At 58.1% G+C, this 25,573-nt stretch carries 21 protein-coding genes and 1 pseudogene; 9 read left to right on the top strand and 13 right to left on the bottom strand.

Annotated elements, in window-relative coordinates; translation table 11 throughout:
* Nucleotides 1-454: 454 nt before the first annotated feature.
* The 3 genes and pseudogenes from ACZRMO_RS10690 to ACZRMO_RS10680 form a co-directional block, all read right to left on the bottom strand.
* Nucleotides 455-1,405: a fimbrial protein gene (locus ACZRMO_RS10690; protein ID WP_463972820.1), complete on the bottom strand. Its 951-nt coding sequence runs from the start codon at nucleotides 1,403-1,405 to the stop codon at nucleotides 455-457.
* A gap of 242 nt (nucleotides 1,406-1,647) precedes the next feature.
* Nucleotides 1,648-1,857: pseudogene (locus ACZRMO_RS10685) on the bottom strand (hypothetical protein).
* Between the two features lie 66 nt (nucleotides 1,858-1,923).
* Nucleotides 1,924-2,847, bottom strand: coding sequence for a fimbrial protein (locus ACZRMO_RS10680; protein WP_463972819.1), 924 nt, complete (start codon nucleotides 2,845-2,847; stop codon nucleotides 1,924-1,926).
* A 1,368-nt stretch (nucleotides 2,848-4,215) separates the two neighbouring features.
* Here ACZRMO_RS10680 and ACZRMO_RS10675 point away from each other — a divergent pair.
* Nucleotides 4,216-4,731: a GNAT family N-acetyltransferase gene (locus ACZRMO_RS10675; protein ID WP_463972818.1), complete on the top strand. Its 516-nt coding sequence runs from the start codon at nucleotides 4,216-4,218 to the stop codon at nucleotides 4,729-4,731.
* Nucleotides 4,732-4,841: 110 nt separating this feature from the next.
* Here ACZRMO_RS10675 and ACZRMO_RS10670 read toward each other — a convergent pair whose 3' ends face one another.
* Nucleotides 4,842-5,168, bottom strand: coding sequence for a DUF2388 domain-containing protein (locus ACZRMO_RS10670; protein WP_463972817.1), 327 nt, complete (start codon nucleotides 5,166-5,168; stop codon nucleotides 4,842-4,844).
* 76 nt (nucleotides 5,169-5,244) lie between these two features.
* Entirely contained in the window at nucleotides 5,245-6,483 is a 1,239-nt protein-coding gene (locus tag ACZRMO_RS10665) for an MFS transporter (RefSeq protein ID WP_463972816.1), read from the bottom strand.
* A 155-nt stretch (nucleotides 6,484-6,638) separates the two neighbouring features.
* On the opposite strand from ACZRMO_RS10665, the gene ACZRMO_RS10660 reads away from it, so the two are divergent.
* Nucleotides 6,639-7,445, top strand: coding sequence for a class I SAM-dependent methyltransferase (locus tag ACZRMO_RS10660; RefSeq protein ID WP_463972815.1), 807 nt, complete (start codon nucleotides 6,639-6,641; stop codon nucleotides 7,443-7,445).
* 137 nt (nucleotides 7,446-7,582) lie between these two features.
* Here ACZRMO_RS10660 and ACZRMO_RS10655 read toward each other — a convergent pair whose 3' ends face one another.
* On the bottom strand, nucleotides 7,583-7,969 hold the full coding sequence (locus tag ACZRMO_RS10655) for a TIGR03067 domain-containing protein (RefSeq protein ID WP_463972814.1): 387 nt from the start codon (nucleotides 7,967-7,969) through the stop codon (nucleotides 7,583-7,585).
* A gap of 308 nt (nucleotides 7,970-8,277) precedes the next feature.
* On the opposite strand from ACZRMO_RS10655, the gene ACZRMO_RS10650 reads away from it, so the two are divergent.
* From ACZRMO_RS10650 to ACZRMO_RS10635, 4 genes are all read left to right on the top strand, one after another.
* Nucleotides 8,278-9,555 (top strand): Wzz/FepE/Etk N-terminal domain-containing protein, encoded by a 1,278-nt coding sequence (locus tag ACZRMO_RS10650; RefSeq protein WP_463972813.1) that lies wholly within the window; start codon nucleotides 8,278-8,280, stop codon nucleotides 9,553-9,555.
* 212 nt (nucleotides 9,556-9,767) lie between these two features.
* On the top strand, nucleotides 9,768-10,667 hold the full coding sequence (gene lpxO / locus ACZRMO_RS10645; protein WP_463972812.1) for a lipid A hydroxylase LpxO: 900 nt from the start codon (nucleotides 9,768-9,770) through the stop codon (nucleotides 10,665-10,667).
* A 117-nt stretch (nucleotides 10,668-10,784) separates the two neighbouring features.
* A complete protein-coding gene (locus ACZRMO_RS10640; protein ID WP_463972811.1) occupies nucleotides 10,785-11,099 on the top strand; it encodes a hypothetical protein in 315 nt (104 codons plus the stop codon).
* Between the two features lie 11 nt (nucleotides 11,100-11,110).
* Nucleotides 11,111-12,268, top strand: a complete 1,158-nt coding sequence (locus ACZRMO_RS10635) for a PQQ-dependent sugar dehydrogenase (RefSeq protein ID WP_463972810.1) — start codon at nucleotides 11,111-11,113, stop codon at nucleotides 12,266-12,268.
* 50 nt (nucleotides 12,269-12,318) lie between these two features.
* On the opposite strand, the gene ACZRMO_RS10630 is transcribed toward ACZRMO_RS10635, so the two are convergent.
* Nucleotides 12,319-12,798 (bottom strand): nuclear transport factor 2 family protein, encoded by a 480-nt coding sequence (locus ACZRMO_RS10630; protein WP_124524506.1) that lies wholly within the window; start codon nucleotides 12,796-12,798, stop codon nucleotides 12,319-12,321.
* Between the two features lie 55 nt (nucleotides 12,799-12,853).
* Nucleotides 12,854-13,405, bottom strand: a complete 552-nt coding sequence (locus ACZRMO_RS10625) for a TetR/AcrR family transcriptional regulator (protein ID WP_463972809.1) — start codon at nucleotides 13,403-13,405, stop codon at nucleotides 12,854-12,856.
* A 125-nt stretch (nucleotides 13,406-13,530) separates the two neighbouring features.
* Between ACZRMO_RS10625 and pssA the strand changes: the two genes are divergently transcribed.
* Both pssA and ACZRMO_RS10615 read left to right on the top strand, forming a co-directional pair.
* Nucleotides 13,531-14,874, top strand: coding sequence for a CDP-diacylglycerol--serine O-phosphatidyltransferase (gene pssA / locus ACZRMO_RS10620; RefSeq protein ID WP_463972808.1), 1,344 nt, complete (start codon nucleotides 13,531-13,533; stop codon nucleotides 14,872-14,874).
* A gap of 356 nt (nucleotides 14,875-15,230) precedes the next feature.
* Nucleotides 15,231-18,710, top strand: coding sequence for a hypothetical protein (locus tag ACZRMO_RS10615; protein WP_463972807.1), 3,480 nt, complete (start codon nucleotides 15,231-15,233; stop codon nucleotides 18,708-18,710).
* A gap of 46 nt (nucleotides 18,711-18,756) precedes the next feature.
* On the opposite strand, the gene efeO (ACZRMO_RS10610) is transcribed toward ACZRMO_RS10615, so the two are convergent.
* Genes efeO (ACZRMO_RS10610) through efeU form a run of 4 tightly spaced genes read right to left on the bottom strand, consistent with a single transcriptional unit; the run spans nucleotide 18,757 to nucleotide 22,977 of the window.
* A complete protein-coding gene (gene efeO, locus ACZRMO_RS10610) occupies nucleotides 18,757-19,575 on the bottom strand; it encodes an iron uptake system protein EfeO (protein ID WP_463972806.1) in 819 nt (272 codons plus the stop codon).
* A gap of 27 nt (nucleotides 19,576-19,602) precedes the next feature.
* On the bottom strand, nucleotides 19,603-20,922 hold the full coding sequence (efeB, locus tag ACZRMO_RS10605; protein ID WP_463972805.1) for an iron uptake transporter deferrochelatase/peroxidase subunit: 1,320 nt from the start codon (nucleotides 20,920-20,922) through the stop codon (nucleotides 19,603-19,605).
* Complete coding sequence (gene efeO, locus ACZRMO_RS10600) at nucleotides 20,919-22,121, bottom strand: iron uptake system protein EfeO (protein ID WP_463972804.1); 1,203 nt, start codon at nucleotides 22,119-22,121, stop codon at nucleotides 20,919-20,921. Before efeO (ACZRMO_RS10600) ends, efeB begins: the two co-directional genes overlap by 4 nt.
* Nucleotides 22,122-22,131: 10 nt before the next feature.
* Nucleotides 22,132-22,977 (bottom strand): iron uptake transporter permease EfeU, encoded by an 846-nt coding sequence (gene efeU / locus ACZRMO_RS10595; protein ID WP_463972803.1) that lies wholly within the window; start codon nucleotides 22,975-22,977, stop codon nucleotides 22,132-22,134.
* A 168-nt stretch (nucleotides 22,978-23,145) separates the two neighbouring features.
* Between efeU and ACZRMO_RS10590 the strand changes: the two genes are divergently transcribed.
* Nucleotides 23,146-24,162, top strand: a complete 1,017-nt coding sequence (locus ACZRMO_RS10590; RefSeq protein WP_463972802.1) for an AraC family transcriptional regulator — start codon at nucleotides 23,146-23,148, stop codon at nucleotides 24,160-24,162.
* A gap of 722 nt (nucleotides 24,163-24,884) precedes the next feature.
* On the opposite strand, the gene ACZRMO_RS10585 is transcribed toward ACZRMO_RS10590, so the two are convergent.
* On the bottom strand, nucleotides 24,885-25,412 hold the full coding sequence (locus ACZRMO_RS10585; RefSeq protein ID WP_463972801.1) for a hypothetical protein: 528 nt from the start codon (nucleotides 25,410-25,412) through the stop codon (nucleotides 24,885-24,887).
* Between the last annotated feature and the right edge of the window lie 161 nt (nucleotides 25,413-25,573).

Genomic DNA, 25,573 nt, shown 5'->3' with positions numbered 1-25,573 from the left:
CGACAACCACGTACTTCTTGCAAGTGACTTCAAGGCCTCTTGGGTCGAGCTCGCACTTGCCGCTATAGCGGCTATCAAATTCATAGAGGGGAGAGGTATCGTTGCCACCTCAGATAGGGAGGTGCGATGTGGTCTTACACGGAGTTGAATACAAGTTTTTTACCGCCTCACACGTGACAAAGGGGCATGACGGCTTGGCGATTGAGTGCTGGCGCGGCAATGAGTTGGTTTTCGATATATTCAGGAATGATCACACGCTGCGTTTTGAGGTGACGCTCTTCGAACAGAATGTCCCGTTGGAGTTACTTGAATATGCCATCCCAACTGCTCGCGAAAGCCTGGGTGAGTTCGCGCCGTAGAACCTACCCTTGGCGCTATAGGGGCTGATTTTGAAGGGGAAGGGGTTAAAGCTTTGAATCGCCCCGGGTTGTGCATCGACGTTGCTCTCCAAGTACTATAGATAATTCACAATGAAGGTGACTTCAGTATTGGCGCTGCCGGGATTGAGATCACCATTTGGCAGCCGATAGTACGCCGCTGAAAAGGGGATCTTGAAGTCGGTACCTGTAGTAGTAAAGGCATTGAACGCGTAGTTGGTATTGAGTGCAATCGGCTGTCCGCCGTCGTTCATCAATTGGAGGCCTCTACCAGTGGCGGTCGAGGTATTGTTGAGTGCAACCACACCCTTTGCCGCGTCGATGACAGGAGTGGTAGCTTTGAGGGAGTAGGTGACTTTTTTGATTCCGCTCTGGCACCCGGTCAAAGTGATGTTCCAGCGCACCGTTCGCTGTGTTGCGCCGACCTCGCGAAATTCACCGAGTTCATAATCTTCACCCATGGCTACGGAGGTAGAAGGAGTCTGGCAGGAAGCAGTGTTTAAGATTATTGGATTGTCTAGATAGAGACGTACTAAAGTAATACCACTGGCATAGTGTGCCCCTAATAAGCCTTGGGAAATTGTGTTTTGCGATGATAGGTTGTCTGATTTGTAAATCTCAATTTTGTATTCTCTGCTCGGAAATATTTGAGGGTCCGCACTTATGCGGCTCTCTACTTGAACAGGGTGCCCGTTCGTATAGACTCTCAACGAGAGCCCGGAATTTCCAAGTGGGAAGCTGCTGCCGTTAAGCACCTTTCCAAAGATCGGGTTTAACTGGAATACTAAATATCCTGCGTCGGGACAGATAAAGCTTTGAGAGGAAGCTGTAAGCGTTTCTTCATAAATGACTGTCCCGACTGGCGCATCTTTTGGCACTGTTAAGCTTCCGCTTTTGATTCCGGAATAGTGAAGGTCTACCTGATTTGAATTGCCTTGAAATCTGCAGATTTCTGCAGCGAATACGTTGAGTGATAAAATGGATAAAGTGGCAGCTAAGAGTAGCGCTTCCCGCAAGAGCTTTCTCATTTTATAAAACTATACGGTTGGTGATTTTTAATTGTGGTGGTAGTGTGGCTGTATAGAAATAAGACATTTCTTAAATTGCTTGCAAGGTGTCTAGAAATTCCCATAGGCGATTCAGTCTAGCCCCTCTGAGGTGTCTTCATCGATGGTCAAGATGGGGGATCTTAACGCTGTATGTGTATACAGTTTTCCAGGTTTGGCGACGCGGAAGGGCTGAGGCGACAAACTGCAGTTTTGCCCGATGATCAGTAAGGCGTCATCAGGACGGCCAGGGTCAGCTTAATGAACATTTCGTTCTCATCGATGGTTTGCAAAGCGCCGTGTATGTTCTCTGCCACATCGGCGGATCTGCGCAGTTCAACCCAGTTCGAGAGTTCCATGATGGACGCCTCGAGGGCGAGCTGATTTTCGTAGAGCTTCTAGAGTAGGGGAGGGATCAGGTCTGAGTTAGGCATGGCTGTTCCTCTGTGAGGTGAACAGGGCAGCTTCAACTCTATTCTAGTGAGAAGCTCATCGTGTTTTTACAGATAGCTCATTATAAAAGTTACTGATGTGTTTGCAGTGCCAGCTTTGAGTTCGCTATCGGCTAGGCGGTAATAAGAAGCAGAAAGAGGGATGTTGAAGTCTGTGCCTGTGGTACTGAAGCCGTTGAATTGATAAGTGGCATCCAAAGCAACAGGCTGACCTGCGTCGTCCATTAGTTTCAGACCGATGCCTTTGGCGGTCGAACTGGCATTCAACGCAACGATGCCCTGCTTCTGATCAATGACTTGAGTGGTAGCTTTAAGAGAGTACGTGACCTTCTGGATGCCTGTCTGGCACTGGTGAAGGCCAATATTGAATTTAACGGCTTGTGACGTATCACCGATATTGCTGAATTCATAAAGGTAATAATCATCACCCATTTGAACAGATACATTCGGGGTCACGCAGGATGCAGCGTTTAAAATGATTGGGTTGGCCAGATTGATCTTCACAAGGTCAAGGTCACCGAATCGATGCGCCCCCAGATTGCCTGCAGGAACCTCATTTTTCGATGACAGTTCACCCGACTTAATAATTTCAATGGTGTAGGCCCTGGAGACGTCCTGGTAACTCTGGCCAGCGATAATTCTGTCCGCATTTAAATAGCCATTTACTGTGTTTTTGACTTTGAGTGATAGCCCGGTTTTACCCAAAGGAAAAACGTTGCCGGTAGCGACGCTACCTAGCGTAGGGTTAAGTGCGAAAATAAAGGGGGACGCCGAAGGGCAGTAAAAACCTTGTTGTGGCGCTGTTATGGACTCTTCATAAACCACCGTGCCTACAGGTGTATCTCGAGGGACTGTCAAGGCGATTGGCTTGACAGCGAAGTTAGCCGTAAATTCGCCACCTTGGTTGAACCGGCAGTTCGCTGCCAATGTTTCAGATGAATAGCCAATAAAGCTCGTGGCTACCGCAATCATCAAAGAGGATAGCCAATAGTGTTTTTTTGAAATGCACATTTTTTGATAACCAGGGTAGGTGTGAGCGTTGACGAGATACCCTATCGATTACGTGCGACTGAGAAAATAAGACAGTTCTTAGATTATTGCTTGCGATGACAGCCTTCGTTGCGTTGATCGTATTCGGCCGTCAGAACGTCGGGCGAGGGGGTGAACCGGTACCATAAATAAGGCCGAACCCCATACAGAATAAGGGCTGCAGGCCTGCTCTTTTATCTGATCTGTGGAAAGGCTGATAGCCTATGAGGCTATCCCCACCTGAATTTGACTATCGGTCTTGAAAAGCGGCGGATGCGGCTGCGTCCATAGGGTGGTCACGTCTTTTTATTAGGCAGATCGATCTGCCCTTGAGCATGCATCTAGAGGTGGTGGGGAATCAACGAGGTGCATAAATGTAGTTCCGCAACTCACATCGGCCGGCTTGGCCTGTCTTTATAGCGCCCACTGGAAAATGCAGGTTTGCCCGATGATCAGTCAGGCACTATCAGGACGGCTAGGGTCAGCTTGATGAACGTAGCCGGCGCAAGCTTGGGATTTGATATAGGTCGGCAGGACGCCGAAGGGGAGGGTTATGCAGTTTCGGCATGGGCCAAAATTCTCCCGTCGGGACAACTTCTGGAACCAACGGGTGCATTTCGGTGCATTACGAGTGGTTACTCACGATGACTTCACCCAATAAACACTGATCACCGCTAATCACCAGAATACGTTTCAGACCGCATGGTGATGTTAGCTGTTGAGATAAAATGCTCTACCTATCAATGGGTTGCGAGCGTGTCGGCAGGAGCCTACAGGCATGCATCAACAGCGACATCAAGGCGCGAAACCCGGTCGCTGAGCAGAAAATTGGGGATGTGTGTTGGAATTTGGCGCGCATTGACGCATATGTGAGGCGACAGTTGTATGGCAGGCGACGAGGGATATTTAGTGGCTTGGGGGCGGGAGGCGTTTGTTTGTGCGAGTCGGGTGTTTGCTGGGTGTGTTCGGTGCACTTGTCGTCATTGAGCGACCCCAGCTTGATCAGGCCATTTCTTGATCAACACCTGGGCGGCAGGCTTGGTTCCTTTCTGTGCCGGGGGGAGGGGAACGTTACTGCGCCGGTGGCCGTTCCACATAAAGCGGATGCGGATCGATCTGTGGTGGAGGTCCATTTCTGCGGGCAAACCCATTGGCTTTCGAGCCATTCGTAGTTACTGCTCGTGTAGTTCGCGGTTTAAACGCCCAGCCCCGCGTTGGGCTTTTTGCATCTGGCCCCCCAGTGCTACAGTCCCGCGCCACAGTAGGCGATTAAGACTGCGTAGATTTTGGTCGGCATTGGAGAGCTTCAGCATGATGGACCGCCTGATTTATAGAGCGCCGCAACCATTTGATGTACAGCGACTATTCACTATTTATAGCGACCCACAAACCAACCTTTTCAACCCGGCAGGCCCAATGACTGATCTTGTCAGCGCACAGGATTTACTGGGTCGCTGGATCGAGCATTGGGACAAGCATCTATACGGTGTATGGGCTATTGCAAGGAGCGATGCGCCGGCGCACGTCATAGGGTTTGGTGGCATTTCCCTCCACGATTACTTGACTGAACAGCGCGTCAATCTGGGGTATCGCTTCGCGGTCGAAGCGTGGGGTCAGGGTTATGCAACCCAGTTAGGACGAGATGCGCTTACACATGCATTTGAACAGCTTTATTTGTCCGAAGTTTACGGGCTAGTCAGACCAGATCATATGGCTTCTATCCGGGTGCTAGAGAAGATCGGCATGCAACCCTATGGACAGTTGGATGATGTCCCAGGTAAAGCGCCAAGTTTGGTGTTTAAGGCGCTGCGGGGCACGTCTACCTAACCGCGAGGGAACACGGTGAAAGACGCTACGAATTTGTTTCCAAGACGCAGCTTGATCCCTGAATCAAGACGCTAGCGAGCCAGTACGATGTTAAGCAGGCGCTCCACTTATCAGAACAAACTAGCAATCGCCTCCGCCAGCTGCATATCGGACATCAGGGGCGTTGCGTAGGTCGCACGGTAATACCGGGACGCCTGCTCAAACTCCGCACCGCGAATCTCACCACCTGAACCAACAAACGCCAAGGCATCGGTCTTGGCGGTTTTGAACAGCTTGGGTGGCTCGGTCGTGAGGGAGGTGATTCCGCCGATCAGTATGGTCGGCAGAAAGGTGGTAATCATCAGTCCTTTATCAAAAGGATTGGCATTTTCCGCGGCCACTGCTTGAGTGCCGGTCAAAGCCAGGACGGCTATGGCTAGCGTCTTCCATGGGTACATTCGTGACGCTTCCATTGCGATCTGAGGCCGCTACCATAACAGGGTATAGGCGCCAAAGCGCACATCGCCGCCTTTGTCAGGCCACTGCCGTTTGCCGTGCGAGCGTTGGTTTCGCCAAGGTTTCCGGCATCGCCAATGCCAGCAGCACCAACGCCGCGCCAGCCACGCCGGCCAAGGTCAGGAACGCCGCGTTGTAACCGGCCTGTTGCACGACAAAACCCGCCAGGCTGCTGCTCAGTGCCGCGCCCAGGCCGAAGGCGGTGGAGAGGGCGCCCAGGCTGACATTGAAGCGGCCGGTGCCTTGGGTGAGGTCTTTGACGATGACCGGGAACAGCGCGCCGAAGATGCCCGCGCCGATGCCGTCGAGCATTTGCACCGCAACCAGCCAGTAGGGGTCGTTGGACAGGGTATACAGCACGCCGCGCAACGGCAGGATCATGAAGCCGGCGAGCAACAGCGGTTTGCGTCCCCAGCTATCGGCCTTGATGCCCACCAGCCAGGCCACTGGCACCATTACCAGTTGCGCGGCGACGATGCACGCCGAGGTCAGTGGTGTGGCCAGGTGCAGGTTGATTTGCGCCAGTTTCTGGCTGACCAGCGGCAGCATCGCGGCATTGGCCAGGTGAAACAACGCGCAGCAGATGGCGAATACCAGCAGTGGGCGGTTCGCCAGCAATACGCCCATGCCTGAGGGTTGCGCGTGGTCGGTGACGTGGTCGGGGTCGAAGCCACGGGCGACGTCATGGTCGATGGCGCTTGCCGACACACAACTGATCGCGACCACACTGGCCAGCGCCATGGCCGCCATCAGGTAGAACACCACCACCGGTCCGTACAGGTACGCCAGGCCGCCGGCGAGCAGGGCGGCGGTGGCGTTGCCGGCGTGGTTGAAGGTCTCGTTGCGCCCGGTGCGCCGGGTAAAAGCGCGGGGGCCGGTAATGCCCAGGGAAATCGCCGAGATCGCCGGGGCGAACACCGACGCAGCGACCGCGCTGGCCGACTGGGTCAGGGCCACCAGGCTGAATGAGCTGACGAAGGGCAACAGCAGGCAGCTGGCGGTGACCAGGATGGCGGCAATCGCGATTACCGCGCGTTTACTGCGGGTGCGATCGATCAGCGCGCCTGCCGGACCTTGGCTGATCAGCGCAGCGATACCGGCAAGGGTCATCACCACGCCAATACTGGCCGGGTCCCATTGGTGCACGGCCAGCAGGTAAATCGCCAGGTAGGGGCCGAGGCCGTCACGCACGTCGGCGAGGAAGAAGTTCAGGCTGTCGAGGGACAGGGTGTTACGCAGGTCTGAGTGTGGGGTCACGGCGCAGGCTTCGGGAGCGGCATTCAACGGCTGAACGCCCATTGCGTTAATGACCTGTGGGTTTTGCGATAAGTTTCGCGGTGGCGATAGGCTTTTATTTGGCGGGCGCTTGGCTTATTTTCTGAGCCCGATTGTTACGAAGTTCTGGAGACGCAATGGACATGCCCTCAGCCCAAGAGGCTATCACCAGCAACAAGCACGCCTGGGATGAATCCGCCCAGCTGCACAAAGATACGGATAACTGGAAAAACCTGCTGCGCTCAGCCGCCGATCCAGGCTTCTCGCGCCTGGACCCCACCATCACCGCTTTGCTGCAAGAGGTCGGCGTCGCCGGCAAAGACGTGGTGCAACTGTGCTGCAACAACGGGCGTGAGTGCCTGTCGTTGTTCAGCCTGGGCGCGCGGTCGGTGGTGGGGGTCGATCAATCCCGGGCGTTTTTGCAGCAGGCACAGGAACTGGCCGAGGTCTCGCCTCACTCTCCGGAGTTCATCGAAGCCGATATCCATCATTTACCCGAGCGGTTGCACGGGCGTTTTGACGTTGCCTTGGTCACCATCGGTGTACTGGGTTGGATGCCGGATGTGGCGCTGTTTATGCGTCACGTCGCGAGTACCTTGAAGCCGGGCGGCACCTTGGTGATGTATGAAACCCACCCGTTCCTGGAAGTGTTCGACCCGCACGCGAGCAACCCGTTGCTGCCCGCCAGTTCGTACTTTCAGCGCGATCCCTTTGTGTTGCAGGAATCCATCGTTTACGAAGGGCTGAGCGAGGTGGCGGGGCCGACGTCCTATTGGTTCGTGCACACGATGGGTAGCCTGGTCAGCGGCGCAATAGCGGCGGGACTGCAGATTGGCCACCTGCAGGAGTACCCGCACTCCAACCGCGAGGAACTCTATGACCAATATGAGCACCAGCCTGCGCAATTGCCGCTGTGTTTCACCTTGACCGCCACGAAGCGCTGAGCCGGTTCGCGCGAGCAAAAAAAGGCCCGCGAGAAGAGGCGGGCCAAGGGATTTACAGGAGTAGGTAGGCTTCACCCTACAGGCCGCAAAGTGAAGGGCGTGTGAAAAGGTTGTCTTGATTTCGCACGTGGACCGGGTCAGGCCCGGCGTATGAAAGTGCGCATGGTCTGGCCCGGACCGGTGCGGAATTCACTCGGGCGTGGCATGTGCTCATCCGCTGCAATAAACACAAACTCATCCCCTTCGAGACGGTAGCTGGCGGGCAGGTGCTTGCCGGCGTCATCGCCCATGCTGTCGATCCAGGTTATGCCCTTGGGGGTGGTTGTGCTGTCGAGGAAAAACCGTCCGGCGAGCAACACCTCGCCACTGACGGTAGTCACTTCGAATCGATCATCCACAATCGTTGTGATGGCGCCGGGAGCGCTGTGGGCATCGACGGGATTGAGCACACCGCTGTCTTCCAGTGCGGTTTGCTCCCAGATACCTTGCAGGGCTTGCAGGTCTGGATCTGTGTTAAGTGACATACAAATTCCTTTTTGTTGAAGGGCTATTCGCCGCTAGTTAGCGGTAATGGGCTGTATTCAGTCAATCAGTTTTCCGAAGGCTGTAGGACTCGTCTCTATTCTGTGTGTTTGGGCAAAATTCCCCTTTGTCGGCAATGGATTGGCGCTATTTTCTCGCCCTCGGGCAGCGTCACGCGCGTAACCTTCTATGCTTTCGTGTGTAACAAAGGGCGCCTCTTTCGCCCTTGACGTTGCCCCCTGTTTATTCCGTCGTTATTCAGGTCTGTGTTGTCGGGCGCTGAATAACCACTCTTCAGGGCGAACTTACAGTGAACAAAATCCCCCCGACTATTGCGCATCCGGCCTCGGATGAGATCGATCTTTTCGAACTGGCCCATGGGCTCTGGAAACACCGTGTGCTGGTCTTCACGTGCGCAGCCATCGCTACAATCCTGGGTATCGGTTACGCGATGTTTGCGCCTCAGGTGTACCAGGCCAGCAGTGTACTGAGGCCGGTGGAGCTCAATGAGCTGGACGCGCTCAACCGCTCCGAGGTCTACCCGCTGTCGCCGGCCGACGCATTGAGTAAAGTGGCGTTGCAGTTGGATTCCTATGACACCCGGCTTGGTTTTTTCAACGCCAATGCCATGCTATTCGAAACGTACCAGCGGCCAGGGCAAAACCAGGAGCGAAGCTTTGACGCGTTTGACCGCAGCCTCGTCAGCCAGGTGCTGCCCGATCCGAAAAACAGCACCGCCCCTGGCACCTATATACGCCTGGAAATGCAGTACCCCCAGGGCGGCGGCGGAGTGGCGATCCTCAATGGTTTTGTGGATTACGCGATTGCCCGCCAACGTGAGCGCGTAGCGGCTGATATCAAGGTGATCGTCAACAATCGTCTCGCGGAGCTCGGCCGCAAAATCGATGCCGCCCGTGAGAACTATGAGAACGAAAAGTCCACGAAAATCGCCAGGCTGCTGGAGAGTGATGCCATCAAGCGCGGCCAACTGCAGGATGAACTCGGCGCCCTGCGCGAGGAGATGGCAAAGGAGCGCTCCCATCGCTTGGCGCAACTGGCTGAAGCCATTGCCATTGCCCAGTCCGTCGGTATCACAAGGCCGACCACGCCCTCGGCAATGGGTGGGGCAAGCCAGGTAACGGAGATTTCCCAGCAAACGGTCCCTTTGTTTTTCATGGGGACTCAAGTGCTGGAAGCTGAACGTGCGGTATTGCAGAAACGCAGCAGTGACGACGTTACCAACGAGCGCGTCGCCGAAATCAACAGAAAGCTACGTTTGTTGGAGGTCAATCGCGAGGTTGACGCACTGAAAACGCGCGGCAACGAGGACATGTTCCTACAGGATGTTGAATGGCTCCGCACGGAAACCACCCGGCTGCGTGCGCTCAATCTTGATATGGGCGGGTTGCAGCTGGCGACGATCGACCGCCCGGCCCAAGAGCCATTGGCCCCGATCAAACCCCGCAAGGTGTTCGTGATGGCGGTGAGCCTGTTAACTGGCTTGATGCTGGGCGTGCTGGTGGCGATGGTGCGGTATTTTGCGAGCCTGCGCCGGGGCCATCTGCGAGGACGATATATGCCGCAATAAGTAGGCTGAGTGGACAGCTTTTCACAATTCTTCGCTAACTTTTAGTTACAACTTGTGGCTAAATATCTGCCAAATGGTCACGCAGCGGCTTGTCACTGAGTCGCCTGCGCTGCCTGTCTGTGAATTGTGATTTCAGCTGCTGCTTATCCAAACCTCGGCCGTCGTGGGCACGCAGGAGCAGCCTGTTTTCTCCTGACGTGTGACGACATACCGTGAAACTTATTATTGTTGTTCTCTACGTTGCTTCCATTGCGTATGTGCACTTGCGTGGCCGGGTGCGCCACTCACTGGGCCGCCAATTGAGCGACCACTCCACCTTCCTGGCACCGATCAACTGCTTTCTCTATCTGTTCTCCAAACTGCCCAGCCGACCCTATCTGGCCCCCAGCGATTTTCCAGACCTCAGCCCATTGCAGGAACACTGGGAAGAAATTCGCCAGGAAGGGCAGAACCTGATGCGTGCCGGCGCAATCAAGCGCTCGGACCAGTACAACGACGTGGGTTTCAACTCGTTCTTCAAGTCCGGCTGGAAGCGCTTCTACCTCAAGTGGTACGGCGACAGCCATCCCTCGGCGATGAAACTGTGCCCGCGCACCACTGAACTGGTGCAGGGCATCGGCTCGATCAAGGCGGCAATGTTCGCCGAGCTGCCGCCAGGTTCCAAGCTGGTGCGCCATCGCGATCCCTACGCCGGTTCCTACCGTTACCACCTCGGGTTGGATACGCCCAACGATGCGGCCTGCTACATCGACGTGGATGGCGAGCGCTACGCTTGGCGCGATGGCGAGGCGGTGATGTTTGACGAGACCTACATCCATTACGCCGAAAACGCCACCCAGCAGAACCGCATCATTTTGTTTTGCGATATCGAACGGCCAATGAAATACCGCTGGGCGGCGGCGTTCAACCGCTGGTTCAGCCGCAACGTGATGGCGGCGGCGGGCTCGCCCAATGACGCCGGCGACAAGACCGGCGGGCTGAATCGCGCCTTTACCCGGCTGTACAAGATTCGCCTGCGCGGCAAGGCGCTGAAAAAGCGCAACCGCACGCGTTATTACCTGGAGAAGTGGGCGATCTTTGCAGCCCTGGCGGCCATTTTCCTGTTGATCTGAGGGGCTCGCAGACAGATCGTGTTACACCTGATGAGAAACTATTTAGTTACCAAAGCCGAACCCTGGGCGTAGCGTGTTATCGAAAGCACGTACCACTCGCCCTTGAGAGGCTTTGTCATGAATAGTTGTGTACGCCACCTTGCACTGCTGGCACTGGGCGTTTTCATTGCCGCCGGTGCCCAGGCGCAAAATCTGCCGGGCAGCAACGACGCCAACAACAGCCCGATCCACCGGGCCAACCCCAATAGCATGCAGGGCACCCAGCCCAATGCGCCGGCCGTGCGCGGGCCTCAGATCGGTCCGGCGCCCCGCGCACCCACCCTGGAAAACGGCGGCATCGGCAATCGTTATCCCACGCGCAACACCGCTCCCAGCCGCCCAGCCACCGAAACCAAAGCCCCCACTTACGATGCCAACGGCAATCGCCGGTAAGGACTCGCCTAATGCACCTACGTAAAACCCTTCTGGCCGCCCTTTGCGCGACCACTGTTCTTCCACTGTCGGCGGTGTACGCCGCGGGCCCCCAACAATTCCCCAGCGAGCAAGGCAGCCTCACGGTCACGCCAATCGCCCAGGGCCTGGATCATCCATGGGCCGTGGCGTTTCTGCCCGACAAGCAAGGTTTTCTGGTGACCGAGCGCCCAGGCCATCTGCGCTTCGTCAGCCCGGACGGCAAACTGTCGGCGCCCCTTAGTGGTGTGCCGCAAGTGTGGGCCAAAGGGCAGGGCGGCTTGCTCGATGTGGTGCTGTCGCCGGACTTCAAGCAGGACCGCATGGTGTACCTGTCGTACGCCGAAGGTGGCGGCAAGGTCGGTACCGCCGGCACGGCTGTCGGGCGTGGGCGTTTGGCCGATGACCTCAGCGGTTTGAAGGATTTCAAGGTGATCCTGCGCCAGGAACCCAAGCTGTCCACCGGCAACCACTTTGGTTCGCGCCTGGCGTTTGACCGTGACGGCTACCTGTTCGTGACCCTGGGCGAAAACAACGATCGTCCGACCGCCCAGGACTTGGACAAATTGCAGGGTAAGGTCGTACGCATTTACCCGGATGGGCGAGTGCCCGATGACAACCCGTTTGTGGGCCAGGCAGGTGTACGGCCGGAGATCTGGTCCTACGGCCAGCGCAACCCACAAGGCCTGGCTCTGAACCCGTGGAGTGGCACGATCTGGGAAAACGAACACGGGCCCCGGGGCGGGGATGAGATCAACATCATCGAGCGCGGCAAGAACTACGGCTGGCCGTTGGCGACCCACGGCATCAACTATTCGCTGGCGCCGATTCCAGAGGCTCAAGGCAAGACGGCAGAAGGCACGGTGCAGCCCCATCATGTCTGGGAAAAATCACCCGGCATCAGCGGCATGGCATTTTATGACGCCGACCGCTTCAAACCCTGGCAGCACAACGTGTTTATCGGCGCACTCGCCAGCCAGGAGTTGATCCGCTTGCAGTTCGATGGCGACAAGGTGATCCACGAGGAACGGCTGCTGGGCGGTTTGAAAGCGCGCATTCGCGATGTACGCCAGGGGCCGGATGGCTACTTGTATGTGCTGACGGATGAGGATGATGGCGTGTTGTACCGCGTGGGCTTGAATCAGGATTGAGCAGCCAGCCGCAAGCTTGAAGCTTGAAGCTTCAAGCTTGCGGCTACAGGCTAGAGCCCCAGTTCCGATAGCCCCGGATGATCATCCGGGCGCCGCCCCAGCGGCCAGTGGAACTTGCGCTCGCTGGCCTGGATCGGCAGGTCGTTGATGCAGGCAAACCGATTGGCCATCAGGCCGTTTTCGTCGAACTCCCAGTTCTCATTGCCGTAGGAGCGGAACCAGTTTCCCGAATCGTCATGCCACTCGTAGGCATAACGCACGGCGATGCGGTTGTCGGTGAAGGCCCACAGTTCCTTGATCAGGCGGTAGTCCAGTTCCTTGGCCCATTTGCGCGTGAGGAAATCCTTGGCTTGCTCGCGGCCGTGGGCAAATTCGGCGCGATTGCGCCAGCGGGTGTCCAGGGTGTAGGCCAGGGACACCCGTTGCGGGTCGCGGGAGTTCCAGCCGTCTTCGGCCAGGCGCACTTTCTCGATGGCCGATGCGCGGGTAAAGGGCGGCAAGGGTGGGCGTACATCGATGTTGGATGACATTGGCATGCTCCTTAAAACAATAAGGGATTGTTGGAAAGTTGCCTGGCCTATGGGGTCAAAGCGCCAATAACGTTCGCGCCATGCATTGCGCATTATCGGCCGCGGTTGAATCACCCATTACCAGGGCAACAGTAATGGCGCCATCGATCAGGATCAGCAGTTGCGCGGCCTGCTGCTGCGGGTCGGAGGTGCCATGTGCTTGACACAGTTCAAGTGCGTACTCGAACAGTTTCTGTTTATGGGCCTTGGCCAGCAGGCGCACCGGGTCTAGTGGGTCGCCGGTTTCACCGCTGGTATTGATAAAGGCGCAGCCACGGAAGTCGGCCGAACCGAACCAGGCCTTGAGGGCGTCGAACAGCGCCAGCAGGCGTTCGCCACTGCCTTCCTGGCGCTCCACTTCCGTGCGCAGCCATTGCAGCCAACGCTCGTCGCGGCGCTGCAGGGCGGCAATCACCAACTCATCTTTGTTGGCAAAGTAACGGTAGATACTTTTTCTCGAGACACCGGCGGTTTTCACCAGGAAGTCCATGCCGGTGGCGGCGATGCCGTGGCGATAGATCAACTTTTCGGTAACGTCGAGGATAATGTCGCGGGTCATGTCGTTCATGTGACAAACAGTAGAACGATCGTTCTTCTTGGTCAATTAAATTTTTTCCATGCGCCGCAGCAAGACCTGAGCACCCCCATGGTGTAAGCTCGGTACCTCTTCGGATTCGACCCATTGCGAGCCCTATGCCGTCGTTCTTCAAACGCTCACTGTTGCCCAAACTGCGCGGTTTCCCCCTCACTCCCGACGCGATTGACGTGCTGTCTGGCGCCGATGCGTATCGCCGCCGCCTGCTGGCCCTGATCCCCCAGGCGACCCGGCGCATCTATATCGTTGCCCTGTATTTGCAGCACGACGAAGCCGGACAGGAGATCTACGACGCCCTGCACGCCGCCAAGGCTGCGCGCCCGGAGTTGGACATCGTGGTGGTGGTTGACTGGCTGCGCGCCCAACGCGGGTTGATCGGTGCGGGCAAACAACCGGGCAACAGCGCCTGGTACCAGGCCATGACCGAGCGCCACGCCAGTGAAGTGCCGGTGTACGGCGTACCGGTGCAGACTCGCGAGTTGTTCGGCGTGCTGCACCTCAAGGGCTTTGTGATCGACGATACGGTGCTGTATAGCGGCGCGAGCCTGAACAACGTGTACCTGCACAAGTTCGACAAGTACCGCTTCGACCGTTACCACCTGATCCACAACCAGCCGCTGGCCGATTCGATGCAGCATCTGGTGGAACATGGCCTGGTGGCATCCAAGGCGGTGCATCGCCTGGACCTGCCGAACCCGCCCACCACCCGCAGCCTGCGCAACGACATCGGCGACTTGCGCAGCCGCCTCAAGCACGCGGCCTATGACACCACGGCGGGGCAGTTGCCCAATGGCCACCTGTCGGTCAGCCCGCTGCTGGGAGTGGGCAAGAACAACCCCCTGAGCCGGGTGATCCTCGAACTGATCGCGAGTGCCCAGCAGCAACTGACCATCTGCACCCCCTATTTCAACCTGCCGCTGCCGGTGACCCGCGAGATCAATCGCGCCCTGGCCCGTGGGGTGAAAATCGACATCATCGTCGGCGACAAGACCGCCAACGACTTCTATATCCCGCCCAGCGAGCCGTTCAAGGTGATCGCGGCACTGCCTTACCTGTATGAAATCAGCCTGCGCCGCTTTGCCAAGCGCCATCAGCCGATGCTCGACAGCGGCCAATTGAACCTGCACCTGTGGCGCGATGGCGATAACACCTACCACCTCAAGGGTATGTGGGTCGACCAGCGCTATACGCTGCTGACGGGCAACAACCTCAACCCACGGGCGTTCCGCCTGGACCTGGAAAACGCCTTGTTGATCGACGATCCCCAGGGCCAATGGCTGGCGCCGCGCCGCACCGAGCTGGCGCAGATATTCCAGCACGCCACGCGCATCGAGCGTTACCAGCAATTGCAGACCCTGGTGGATTACCCGGAAGCGGTCGGCAAGTTCCTGCGGCGGGTCAGCCGGGTGCGGATTGAGCGGTTGCTGTACCGGATACTTTGACCTGTGTTGACTGTGGCCAAATAATTCCCACTGATTGCCTGCAAGGCTTTAGGACTTTGCTGACGCTTGCGTTGGGAATGGCTCGGTAGATTTTCTCTCGACAGTTCTTAGGGACAAGGACTCTTGCCGTTTCCATTGGTAGAGAGGAAAAGACCATGTCGATGATCAGCGTAGGCGGCCAAGACCGCGCGTTCAACCTTGCCGCTCAACCCCCGCTTCCATTGCAACCCGGCCCCTGGGCCTCTGGCGCACCGCGAGTCAGGCGCGATGCGTCGACAGCGAACAATCAGATCCCCCAGCGTTTTCCATCCGAGGAAAACGCGACCCAAGGGGATAGCAACCTGCAGGAGCGCTTGATGCGCGGACTGCTCAAGGGCATCACGTCTGTACCCGTCATACCGCGCAATGCCAGCATCGCGCCCTTTATCAGCGTGTATACCCAGGCACTGAGTGAGCAACCCTTGCAAGACTGGTTGCGCGCCAAGGGTCTTAAGCTCGCCACTGTGCGGGTGTTCAACGACCATATGACGGGTGTGGTCACCCAAGATGGGAAAGACACACTGGTGCGCTTTACCACCAGTGACGGCTCTGGCTGGGGTGAAGTCAGTGCCCGTTTGTCTGCTGCACAGCAGGCCCTGTCGCCGAGCAATTTCGGGCTTGGGGTCACCGAAGATCCGCTGCCGCGCCATGCCATCCTGGATTTCTACGGGGTACAACCGCCCCGGAATGAGCAATCGGCGTCTGCCCTTGGCCAACAGCTCAAGCGAGATGGCTGGCCGCCGATTGTGTCCGCGCAGCGGGTTCGCTGGCGCGAACACTACACCCAATTGACCCAGGCCCACGGTGATGCAACGGAACGCACACGACTGCACGATCACCTGCGTCACGAGCTCAAGAACAAGGCTGCGGACGACGATCTCAACCTTGATCAACAGACTTTCATCACTGAGCCCGGCTCCTCGTTGGCGCGGCGCAGCAAGGCCCCTCGCAATGCGTTTGTCGAACTCTTGGCGTCGCAGTCCTTCAAGGCGTTTCTCGCCAAGAACAACCTGGTGGCCCATGACGATCAATTCAGGATCAGCCAGGGCGATCTTCAACTACGGACCGCAGAGGGTGGATGGGTATCCCTGCAAGCCAGCCTCGACGCCGAGTTCAGCGAACACTCGACACCGCAGGGCGATACCCTACGCGATGGCCTTCGCCAACTGGTTGTACAGAGTGAAAAGACGGGTAACGCACTCTACTCAACGGACACTTATGACGTACGCCAAGCGTTGGACTTTTTCTGTCTGGGCGCACCGAAGACCTACGCACACGTGCAGGTCGCCATGGCATGGCTGGATACCCGCCTGGCCCGGCCCCCGCTGGCCGCCGACTTTGCGCAACTGACGCCGTATGCCTGGGCCCCGGGGGCGCTGTCCACCACTGACTGTGGGGCACTCAAGCACCTCGCGGTAGGTATGGGAGGGTTACTGGACAGCTTTCTCGCGCAGCCGGATCCATGGCATTCGTTGCCCGACGCTGACCATCGGCTGGCCGCTTTTTTTGACTCGCCCGTCGCGGTGGCCAAGGCGGACGCCATGGCGAAGGCCCTGCAACTGTATGAAGTGGCTGGCGGCCAGCCGTTGTCCAAAGCCATGCGCCATCAATTGCTGGCGACGGCCCTCAAGCTTGAGGCCGGCGCCGATGTGCCTGGCAGGCCGGGTTTTGTGGCCGGGTATGAGGTGTACTCGCCGAACAACCAGGGGCGCAGCCAGAAAGCGCTGCGCAGCGATATCGAACAGCATCTGCAAGGCAAAGGCGCCAGTGCCCGCAGTGCGCCGTTGCTCACCCATCTGTTCCTGGCGCAGGCCGCGCCTGAGCTATTGGTCAAGGCTGACCCGGCGGCACCTGGTTCGGCACTTTTCAAGCAAAGCAGCGATGACATCACCCTTGGTTCTACCGCCTGGCTCGGCTTGCGCCTGGGCTGCGCTTTGGCAGACACGCTGGCAGGCCCGGGGGCTTCACGCTTGATGAGCCGTACGCAACTGTTGGCGCTGACGCAATTGCAGGCCCAGGTGCCCGAGCAGGAAACCTTGATCAAAAGCCTGGCCGCCAGGCCGTTGCTGGAGTGGGCGGTAATGGCCGGCGTTTTCCCCACACCCGCGAATGGCCACTATTCGCCGCAGCATTACCGACAGGCCAGCGAAGCCTTTACCGCCCAGCAAGCCCTCACAGAGGCAGCGTTCAGTACCTTGACGAGCGAGCCACCGACTCAGACAAGCGTGTTGATCCAGCACCTGGCACGGTTGTTTCCAGAGCTGACCGAGCAGGAAATTCGCGACTTCAAACTCAAGCGGGTCTACCACACCATGCAAGGTCAGCCGCCGCCGGTGCTGTTGACCGAAGTGCTGCTGACCGGGCAAGCGAAGTTGGGCCTGCTGGCGCAGTTGACCAATTGGATGACGGAGAACTCCACCGGCAAAGTTCAGTACGAGCTGCCCCCCGGCACGATCTCCCAGGCGACGTTTGATGAGCGAATCAAGCAACTGCCGTTGATCGCGCCCTTGGTCGCCCCAGCCATCGATCGCTATGTGGCCGATACACGTAGCGCCCAAGCCAGCGCGTTAAAGCTGATGATCGCCCAACTGCCATTGGCGCAGCGCAAGGCCCTGGAAGTCGGGCAGATCGAGTTTTTCAGCTTGCGCAAGGCCACCGGAGAAACGCTCAAAGAGGACAGCGGCGACGAATCGAAAGTCGCGCAGAGCAAAGGCATACAGGGCACTCTGATCCGCTACGAGACTGGAATTGTCGAGCCGCGGTTTGGCTATTACGAAGTGTTCCCGGGCTCCATGCGCATGATCAAGCGCGACGACTTGCCGTACTCCCTGTCGCTTGGGGGGGAGATCAAAAAGGAGCAGAGACCGTTTGGGCCCTTCGCTTACACCCGCGAGGACGTTCGCCGAGAGAAACCCGAGGCGTTTGATTTCCAGGCCTATTCTTCCGGGACTGAGCCGCGTGCGGGGGTTCAATCGCCGGTCATCATTGAAAAAGCCGCGCCCGACCTGGCAGCCACCCTGCAAAAGGCTGGGGTCAACCATACGGGAGTGCCCGTACCCGACAGCTTCGCCAGTGATAAAACCGCGCGCATTGTCGAGCGCATACTGGGTAATAGTTTTGACGAGCGACGTGACGCGTTGACCGCCTATGCCAACCAACCCACGAATCTGCAACGCCGGCGCGAGTTTCCGTTTGGTGCCGACGACGTATTCAGCAGCGAGAACCTGCGTATGGTGCTGGGGCTGCTGCCGTTTGTCGGGGCGGTTGCAGACATTGCTGAAGGTAACGTAGCCCAAGGTCTGAAGGGCTTGCTGATCGACTTCGCGTCGTTTGCCGCGACCGGTGGCGTGGGTGTGGCCAAAAACGCCTTCAGAGGGTTGAAGAGGGTGCTGCCCTTCAACGGCCGGGCGTTCACCATGGAGGGATTGAAGGGCGCCGCACCGCTCTTTCGCAGCCTGTTCAACCCGCTGGACGGAACCGTTGGCCTATTCAAATCAGGTCAAAAAGCGTCAGGACTGCTAAAGAGCTTTTTGAAGGGGGAATTGCGATTGCTGAACGCTGGCATTTACCTGCCGGCTACCGTATTTGAGCGCTCTCGCTGGGGTGCGGGCGTCTATAGCACCGTCGCTGGAGGCCAACCAGCGGGCGCGCAGCAAGGCACCTACGACGGACAGGAACTCTACGCAGTACAAAAAAACAATCATTGGTACGGGGTCAACCCGCACACCTTTGAAACCGGAGGGGCACCCTTGCAAGGGTTTGTGCCGCAAGCCGCCGTGTCGCAGGCGGCCAGCTAACGTGTGCGCCTTCGCGTCCGGGAGGGACGTAGGCGCACTGGCTTGATCAGTTCAAGCCCAGCTTGCCACGCAAGGTGGACAGATCTTCTGCCAGGGTATTGACCGGCCCCACCAGGGCCTTGCGGTCGTTTTCCTTGACCTTGTCATAGGTCTCGAAGCCGCCATCCTTGGTTTTGTACTTGGCCAGGACCTTATCCACGGTGGCGAAGTTCTTGTCGACCTTGGCCAGGAAGGCCTTGTCTTGTTTCTCGATCTGGCCACGGAACAGGTCGACGATTTTCTTCGCGCCGTCGATGTTGCCCTGGAAGTCATACAGGTCGGTGTGGCTGTAGCGGTCTTCTTCGCCGGAGATCTTGGTGGCGGCGACTTCTTCCAGCAGCGCTGCGGCGCCGCCGACGACTTTTTCTGGCGGGAAGGTCAGGCCATCCACACGGGTTTTCAGGTCGTTGACGTCGGTGTTGAGCTTGGCGGTCAGCGCCTCCAGGCCTTTGGTGGTGTTCTGCGAGAACAGCGCGTACTCGATGCGGTGGAAGCCGGTGAAGTCTTCGGCGGTCACGCCTTTTTCATGGTCGTCCACGCGCGAATCGATGGACGCATCGAGGTCGCTGAACAGCTCGGCGATCGGCTCGATGGACTCATAGTGCACGCGAGTGGGCGCGTAGAGCTTCTTGGCGGTGGCCAGGTCGCCCTTGTTGATCGCATCGGTAAACGCCTGGGTCTGGGTGACCAACTCAGCGATTTCTTCGGTGACGTAGATCTTGTAGTCCGACACCGGGCCTACCAGGTCCAGCGGTGCCGTGGCGGCGAACGCAGCCAACGGCGAAAGGGTCAGTAGCAACGACAACGCGAGAGTCGACTTCTTCATGGGACGGTTTCCGCTGTGGGGTGGGTTTCAGGTGTTGGCAGTGGTGTGCGGGTGCGTGGCGGCAAGCAGCGTGCGCCCAATGAAATCCTTGGGGCCCGTGACCCCCGGCAAGGTGAAGAAATACCCGCCGCCGACCGGCTTGAGGTATTCCTCCAGGGGCTCGCCATTGAGCCGGGTTTGCACGCTGATAAAGCCTTTCTCCAGGTCAGCCTGGTAGCAGATGAACAACAGCCCCATGTCCAGCTGACCGTTTTTATTGACGCCGTTGGAGTAGTTGAACGGCCTGCGCAAAATCAAGTTGCCCTGAGTGTGCGGGGTGCGCGGGTTGGCCAGGCGGATGTGGGCATCGAGCTTGGTCAACTTGCCTTCGGGGTCCTTGCTGTAGTCGGGGACCTGGCTTTCTTGCTGGCCACCCATGGGCGCGCCCGTGGTCTTGACGCGGCCGATTATGCTTTCCTGTTCTTGCAGCGGGGTGCGGTCCCAGCGTTCGACGAAGTTGCGGATGATGCGCACCGCCTGGTAGCTACCATGGGCGGCCCAGGCCGGTTCGTCGCTGGACGGTTGGACCCACACGATCTGGTCCATGGCCTTGTTGTCGTTGGAATTGGGGTTGGCCGAACCGTCACGGAAACCGAGGAAGTTGCGCGCGCTCTGCGCCGGCTCACCGGGTTTGCTCGGCGCCTGGGGCGGCACGCTGCCTTCCTGTTTCCAACGCACCAGCAGCAAGTCGGGCAGGTTTTTCACGATGTCGCGCAGGGCGTGGATATTGGTGTCGGGGGTGTTGGAGCAAAATTGCAGGCTCAAATCACCGTGGCATTGCGCCGGCTCCAGTGCGTCATTGGGAAAGCCCACCATGCGGCTCAGGCGCTTGGGTTTGGCGTGTTCCAGGCCGAAGCGCTCATCGAACAGCGACTCGCCGACGGACACGGTGATGGTCAGGTTATCCGGCGTGACCACCGGGCCGAGAATCCCCGAATCGGTGGGCGGCAGCTTCGGATCGACTTGTGCCACGGCACCGCCGGTCATCAGGAAGCTGATGCGCTCGTTCAACGTGCGAAACAACCGTTCCAGGTCTTCGCGGTCGCTGGCCAGCACGTCGAACGCCACCAGCATGCCGCAGGCCGGGCGCGGGGTGACGATGCCACTCTGGTGCGTGCCGAAGAAGTCGTGGTGGTCCTGGGTCTTGTCACTGCGCGGTGCGTTGGTGACTTGCTCCGCGGCGGCCATGGCCGGGCCGCTCAGGCTGCTGCCAGCCAGCGCGACGCCGGTGGCGGCCATGCCCAGCAGGACACGGCGGCGCTGGAGGTTGGTGTGTGCGGAATCACTCATGTGTGCGGTCGTCTTCACTGCAGGCCGGAAAGGCCAAGGGCGGGATCGATTCCATCGAGTGCGGCGGCCAGAGCCTTGGCCTTGCCGGCGATCTGCTTGCGCTGATCGGCGGTCACGCTGTCGTAGGTGGTGTAGCCGGTAGAGGTCTTGAAACCAGCGAGTTCACTGTCGAAGGCGGCGAGGGTGCTGTCGATCTTCGGCAGCAGTTCGGCAGCGGATTTGCCCAGCAGTGGGCGCATCAGATCGACCACCTTGTGCGCGGCCTCCAGGTTGGCGGCGAAACCATCCAGGTCAATGTGGCTGTAGCGTTCTTCTTCACCGCTGAGGGCGCGACCCTCTGCCAGGCTGTTGAGGTTGCGCACCACGATGCTCACCAACTGTTCCGGCGGTAGCGATTGCGCCAGCAACTGTTGTTTGAGCGTGCTGACGTCGGTCAGCAAGCGCTGGGCAATCGGCGCCAGGCCATCGAGGCTGCGCTGCTGGAACAGGCTGTATTCGACACGGTGGAAACCGCTGAAGGCTGGGTCCTGCTCGCGTTTTTCAAAGTAATCGGCACGGGCGTTGATCGCGTTGTCCAGCTCCGCCAGGCGCTGTGACGCCGGGGCGAGTCGCTGGTAGGCCTCGCGGGCCGGAATGTACAGCGCTTGCGCCTGGGCCAGGTCACCGGCGTCGATGGCCTGTTGCAAGGCGGTCACCGCCTTGACCAGCGCGCCGCCCTGGGCGCTCAGGTACACGCGGAACTCCGACAACGGGCCGATAAACGCCACCATCGACGGCTTGGCCTTGGCCTGGGCGTCGGACTCCGCCGTCGGCGTCACATGCAAGGTGCCGCGTGGGTTGCTGAGCAAGCCGCAGGTGATCGCGTAGTCGCCGGGCAGCAGGTTGGCGTTGATCACCTGACTGAGACCGGGGGCGATGTTTTCCCGTTCTTCGACCACCAGCACGCCGTCGAGGATTTCCCATTCCACCGCGCGGTCGGAGCGGTTGATGATGCGAAAGCTCGCACGGCCGGCGGGTACGGTCAGCGCATTCGGCTCGCAGGCGTGGCCGTGAATGGTCACTGCGATTTCATTGTGGTTGGCCTGGCGCTTGCTCGCGGCCAGTTGCGACGCATAGTAGAACAGGCCACCGGCGGCGATCATCACGACCACCGAGCCCGCCACGGCCCAGCGCAGGGCGCGGGGCGGCAGAGCCGGTTGGGGAGTTGGGTTGGACAAGGGGCGGTCCTTACTGGCTGGAAACGGAAGAGGGGTTGGCGACAGGCTTGGCCGGTGTCGCCGGCAGGAAGAACATCACCAGGGCCACCACCAGGTAGATCAAATAGGCGCCCAGGGTGCTGACGGTCGGCGCTTCCTGATAGCCGAACATGCCGGCGAGTACCGAGCCCAGCGGGCTGTCCATCGGCAACACGGCGCTGAAATCGAACAGCACGGTTTGCAGGTGGTTCCACACGCCGGCTTCATGCAGGGCCTGCACCGAGTTGGCGAGGATGCCGGCGGCCACCACCAGGATGAACAGGCCGGTCCAGCGGAAAAACGCACCGAGGTTCAGGCGCATGCTGCCGCTGTAGATCAGGAAGCCGACGATGATCGCCAGGATCAAGCCGAGCAGGGCGCCAATCGGCGCGCCCGGGCCTTCACTTTGCTGGAACACAGCGAGCAGGAAGAACACGGTTTCCAGGCCTTCACGGGCCACGGCGAAGAACACCATGAGGATCAGCGCAGTGACCTGATGCTTGGAACCGGCCAGCGCGTGATCGAGGGATTCATGCAAGGAGTGCTTGATGGAGCGCGCCACCTTGCGCATCCAGAACACCATGGAACTGAGGATGGCGACGGCGACCAGTCCGACAACGCCTTCGAACAATTCCTGCTGCTTTTGCGGGAACTCGGCGCTGACCAATTCCAGGCCACCACCGACCAGCAACGCCAGGGCAGCGGCGAGAAATACCCCGATCCACACCGCCGGCATCCACTGGCCGCGGCCGGTCTGTTGCAGGTAGCTGGCGATGATGCCAACGATCAGTGCGGCTTCAATGCCTTCGCGCAACATGATGAGAAAAGGAACAAGCATTCGGCACCGCGTCGCAACTAGATAGGAGGCTAAGTTGTAACATAATGATACTCATTGCTAAACAACAATTCTTGACGTTTGCTGAACAGTGGCTGAACGGTGGTGGCGAAGGGCAACCGCCCTTATGATGCACGCCATCTTGTGTGCCGCCGGAATGCCCAACTGCCCATGTCGGAAAAAGACTCCATCTCCATCCACCTCGTGCGCGAAGCCCTGTTGCAGAGCTGTGCGCCTGGGGCGGCCACGGTTGAAGCGCTGAGCAAAGTCGGGATTGCCCCGGCGTTGCTGGAGCAGCCCGACGCCCGCGTACCGGCGACGGCCTACGCGCGGCTGTGGCGCCTGCTGGCGCGGCGTCACGACGATGAGTTTTTCGGCATGGACCCGCGCCGGCTCAAATCCGGCAGCCTGGCGTTTCTCTGTCACGCGTCGATGGCGCAACCGACGCTCGCCACCGGCCTGGAAACCGCGCTGGGCTTTCTGTCCTTGATGCTGGAACAAATGCCCGCGCAACTGGTGCGTCAACAGAGCCTGGCGGAGATCGTGCTGGCGGAGCCCGCGCCCAAGCGCGCGTTCACCTATTTCACCTATTGGATGATTGTGCATGGCGTGGCCTGCTGGTTGGCGGGGCGGCGCATTCCGATCCTGGCGATCGAATTGCGCTGCCCGCAGCCGGACTTTTGCGACGACTACCAGGTGATGTTTTCCGACAACCTACGCTTTGATCGGCCACGCACCCGCATGATCTTTTCCGCCGACTGCCTCGACCTGCCAATCAAGCGCAGCACCGAAGAACTCAAACGCTTCCTCGCCCACGCACCGGCCAACATCCTGGTCAAATACCGCGACCCCGATAGCCTCGCCACCCGCATCAAACACGACCTGCGCCACCTGCCCCCTGACACCTGGCCGGAAACCGACGGCCTGGCCGCCAGTTTGTGCATCTCCGCCTCAACCCTGCGCCGACGCTTGGCGGAAGAGGGGCAGACGTATCAGGGCCTCAAGGACAGCGTGCGTAAAGAGTTGGCCATTGTTTGGCTGGCTGAACCGCAGATCAGCTTTGCCGAGATTGCCGCACGGTTGGGGTTTGCCGATGCCAGTTCGTTTTATAAGGCGTTTCGTAAATGGGTGGGGTCGAATCCGGGGCATTATCGGAGTTTGATTTTGAATGAAAGTGCCCGGAGTTAGTTGGTCCTGAGCGGGATTGGGATATAGCTGACTCGTTCCATCGAATTAATATGACAGAGCGCTCCTTAATGATTTTAGGAAGCGGCTGGCATATTCACAGCATGAATTCGTGCACAGTAAATCGTGTGTTTCCTTCTGCCAGTCATAGTGACGTTAGGTTGCCGTGTAGGAAGCTTGACATACTGTTTAACTGTGAGGGAATTCTATGGATATATAAACCAATAGATTGGCTTTCTGTGCATATTTGAAAATTAATTATTGATTTTGAGGTGTGATCATGAAAAGTCTTATTGCGGTGCCGTTTGCTATGTTGATGGTGATGTCGTCGCAGGTGTCTGCGGCGTGCTTGTATATAACGGATAGCTTTAGTGGGATTGTGTCGGGGAAGCAGGTTGATACAGCCCATGGTCCGTTCACGATAACGTCTGCCAACGGATGTTCAAATGCAAATATTGATGTGCGGGTTTCTGCGCTGGGTGTGGGTAGAGGCCCAGAGGTTTACATTGAGCGCCAGGTAGGCGGTTCGTGGAAAAGAGAGACGTTCGGTATAGGTAGCAATGCTACGTACAATGGGCCACTCGGAACGTATCGAGTTCAAGTGAACAATGACGAAGAGCTTCCAAAAGCTTACTCAGGTACAAACAGGTACGGTCGGTAGGTTGTTGTAAGGTCTGTGCGCTAGGCTAAGCCTAGCGCACAGCTTCCTGTCGAGCCCCTCCAGATTAGGCTCGCTCGTCGATAGACAAATGACTGCTGTTCGAATTAATGAAAAATGCAAGTGCGTTGATTGCGTGATTTGCATCTACCATTCCCTGTAAATAATCCGTAGCTCCTTCACGTCTCGGGATTGCCGGATCGCTGTTGAAATGTGCAATGGTATCTTCAAGCTTTTCGTTGAAGAGGGCGATGGCATTGAACTTCACATGGGTGTCCGTTTGCTTTCCGTTAGCGTCGGACGCACCATCTCCAGAAATAAACATGCCGAAGGACCGGCGGCTAATCATTTCGTTTTTGTAAAGCAGGCTGCCAACGACTTTCAATTCGTCAGTGCTGATTGACGTCATGTCATATTTTTTCAAAAACGCCTTCAGCTCAACGATTTCTTTACTATCGCTAAGTTTTAGCGTCTCTGCGGCCTTGGATGCCTCGGTTATTGTGAATTGATTCGTCACCTGTCCAGGGTTCTTGATCTGAAAAGGATTGGAAGCCTTGGTGTGCCGCATTTGCTCAGCAGTCAATAAAATAGCCATGATGGTGCCCTCCAATAGTTGAAAGTTACATCGGCTTTTCGTCAGGCTCACTGTTTTCTTGAGTCGAGGTGAACGACCGTCAGCTGTACATTTCAATATTTAATTAAAGAAAACCCCGACAGCGAATGCCACGGCAGGCAGGCTTGCGAAAAAACCTACAA

This window comes from Pseudomonas sp. B611 (assembly GCF_055407965.1).
The sequence above is the reverse complement of the archived record's forward strand: the minus strand, read 5'-3'. Positions and strand labels throughout refer to the sequence as shown.

Bases quoted from the DNA above. Each gene is read 5' to 3' on its own strand.
- ACZRMO_RS10690 (WP_463972820.1), bottom strand. From the start codon at position 1,405: ATGAGAAAGCTCTTGCGGGAAGCGCTACTCTTAGCTGCCACTTTATCC.
- ACZRMO_RS10680 (WP_463972819.1), bottom strand. From the start codon at position 2,847: ATGATTGCGGTAGCCACGAGCTTTATTGGCTATTCATCTGAAACATTG.
- ACZRMO_RS10675 (WP_463972818.1), top strand. From the start codon at position 4,216: ATGATGGACCGCCTGATTTATAGAGCGCCGCAACCATTTGATGTACAG.
- ACZRMO_RS10670 (WP_463972817.1), bottom strand. From the start codon at position 5,168: ATGTACCCATGGAAGACGCTAGCCATAGCCGTCCTGGCTTTGACCGGC.
- ACZRMO_RS10660 (WP_463972815.1), top strand. From the start codon at position 6,639: ATGGACATGCCCTCAGCCCAAGAGGCTATCACCAGCAACAAGCACGCC.
- ACZRMO_RS10655 (WP_463972814.1), bottom strand. From the start codon at position 7,969: ATGTCACTTAACACAGATCCAGACCTGCAAGCCCTGCAAGGTATCTGG.
- ACZRMO_RS10640 (WP_463972811.1), top strand. From the start codon at position 10,785: ATGAATAGTTGTGTACGCCACCTTGCACTGCTGGCACTGGGCGTTTTC.
- ACZRMO_RS10635 (WP_463972810.1), top strand. From the start codon at position 11,111: ATGCACCTACGTAAAACCCTTCTGGCCGCCCTTTGCGCGACCACTGTT.
- ACZRMO_RS10630 (WP_124524506.1), bottom strand. From the start codon at position 12,798: ATGTCATCCAACATCGATGTACGCCCACCCTTGCCGCCCTTTACCCGC.
- ACZRMO_RS10625 (WP_463972809.1), bottom strand. From the start codon at position 13,405: ATGAACGACATGACCCGCGACATTATCCTCGACGTTACCGAAAAGTTG.
- pssA (WP_463972808.1), top strand. From the start codon at position 13,531: ATGCCGTCGTTCTTCAAACGCTCACTGTTGCCCAAACTGCGCGGTTTC.
- ACZRMO_RS10615 (WP_463972807.1), top strand. From the start codon at position 15,231: ATGCGCGGACTGCTCAAGGGCATCACGTCTGTACCCGTCATACCGCGC.
- efeO (WP_463972806.1), bottom strand. From the start codon at position 19,575: ATGAAGAAGTCGACTCTCGCGTTGTCGTTGCTACTGACCCTTTCGCCG.
- efeU (WP_463972803.1), bottom strand. From the start codon at position 22,977: ATGCTTGTTCCTTTTCTCATCATGTTGCGCGAAGGCATTGAAGCCGCA.
- ACZRMO_RS10590 (WP_463972802.1), top strand. From the start codon at position 23,146: ATGTCGGAAAAAGACTCCATCTCCATCCACCTCGTGCGCGAAGCCCTG.
- ACZRMO_RS10585 (WP_463972801.1), bottom strand. From the start codon at position 25,412: ATGGCTATTTTATTGACTGCTGAGCAAATGCGGCACACCAAGGCTTCC.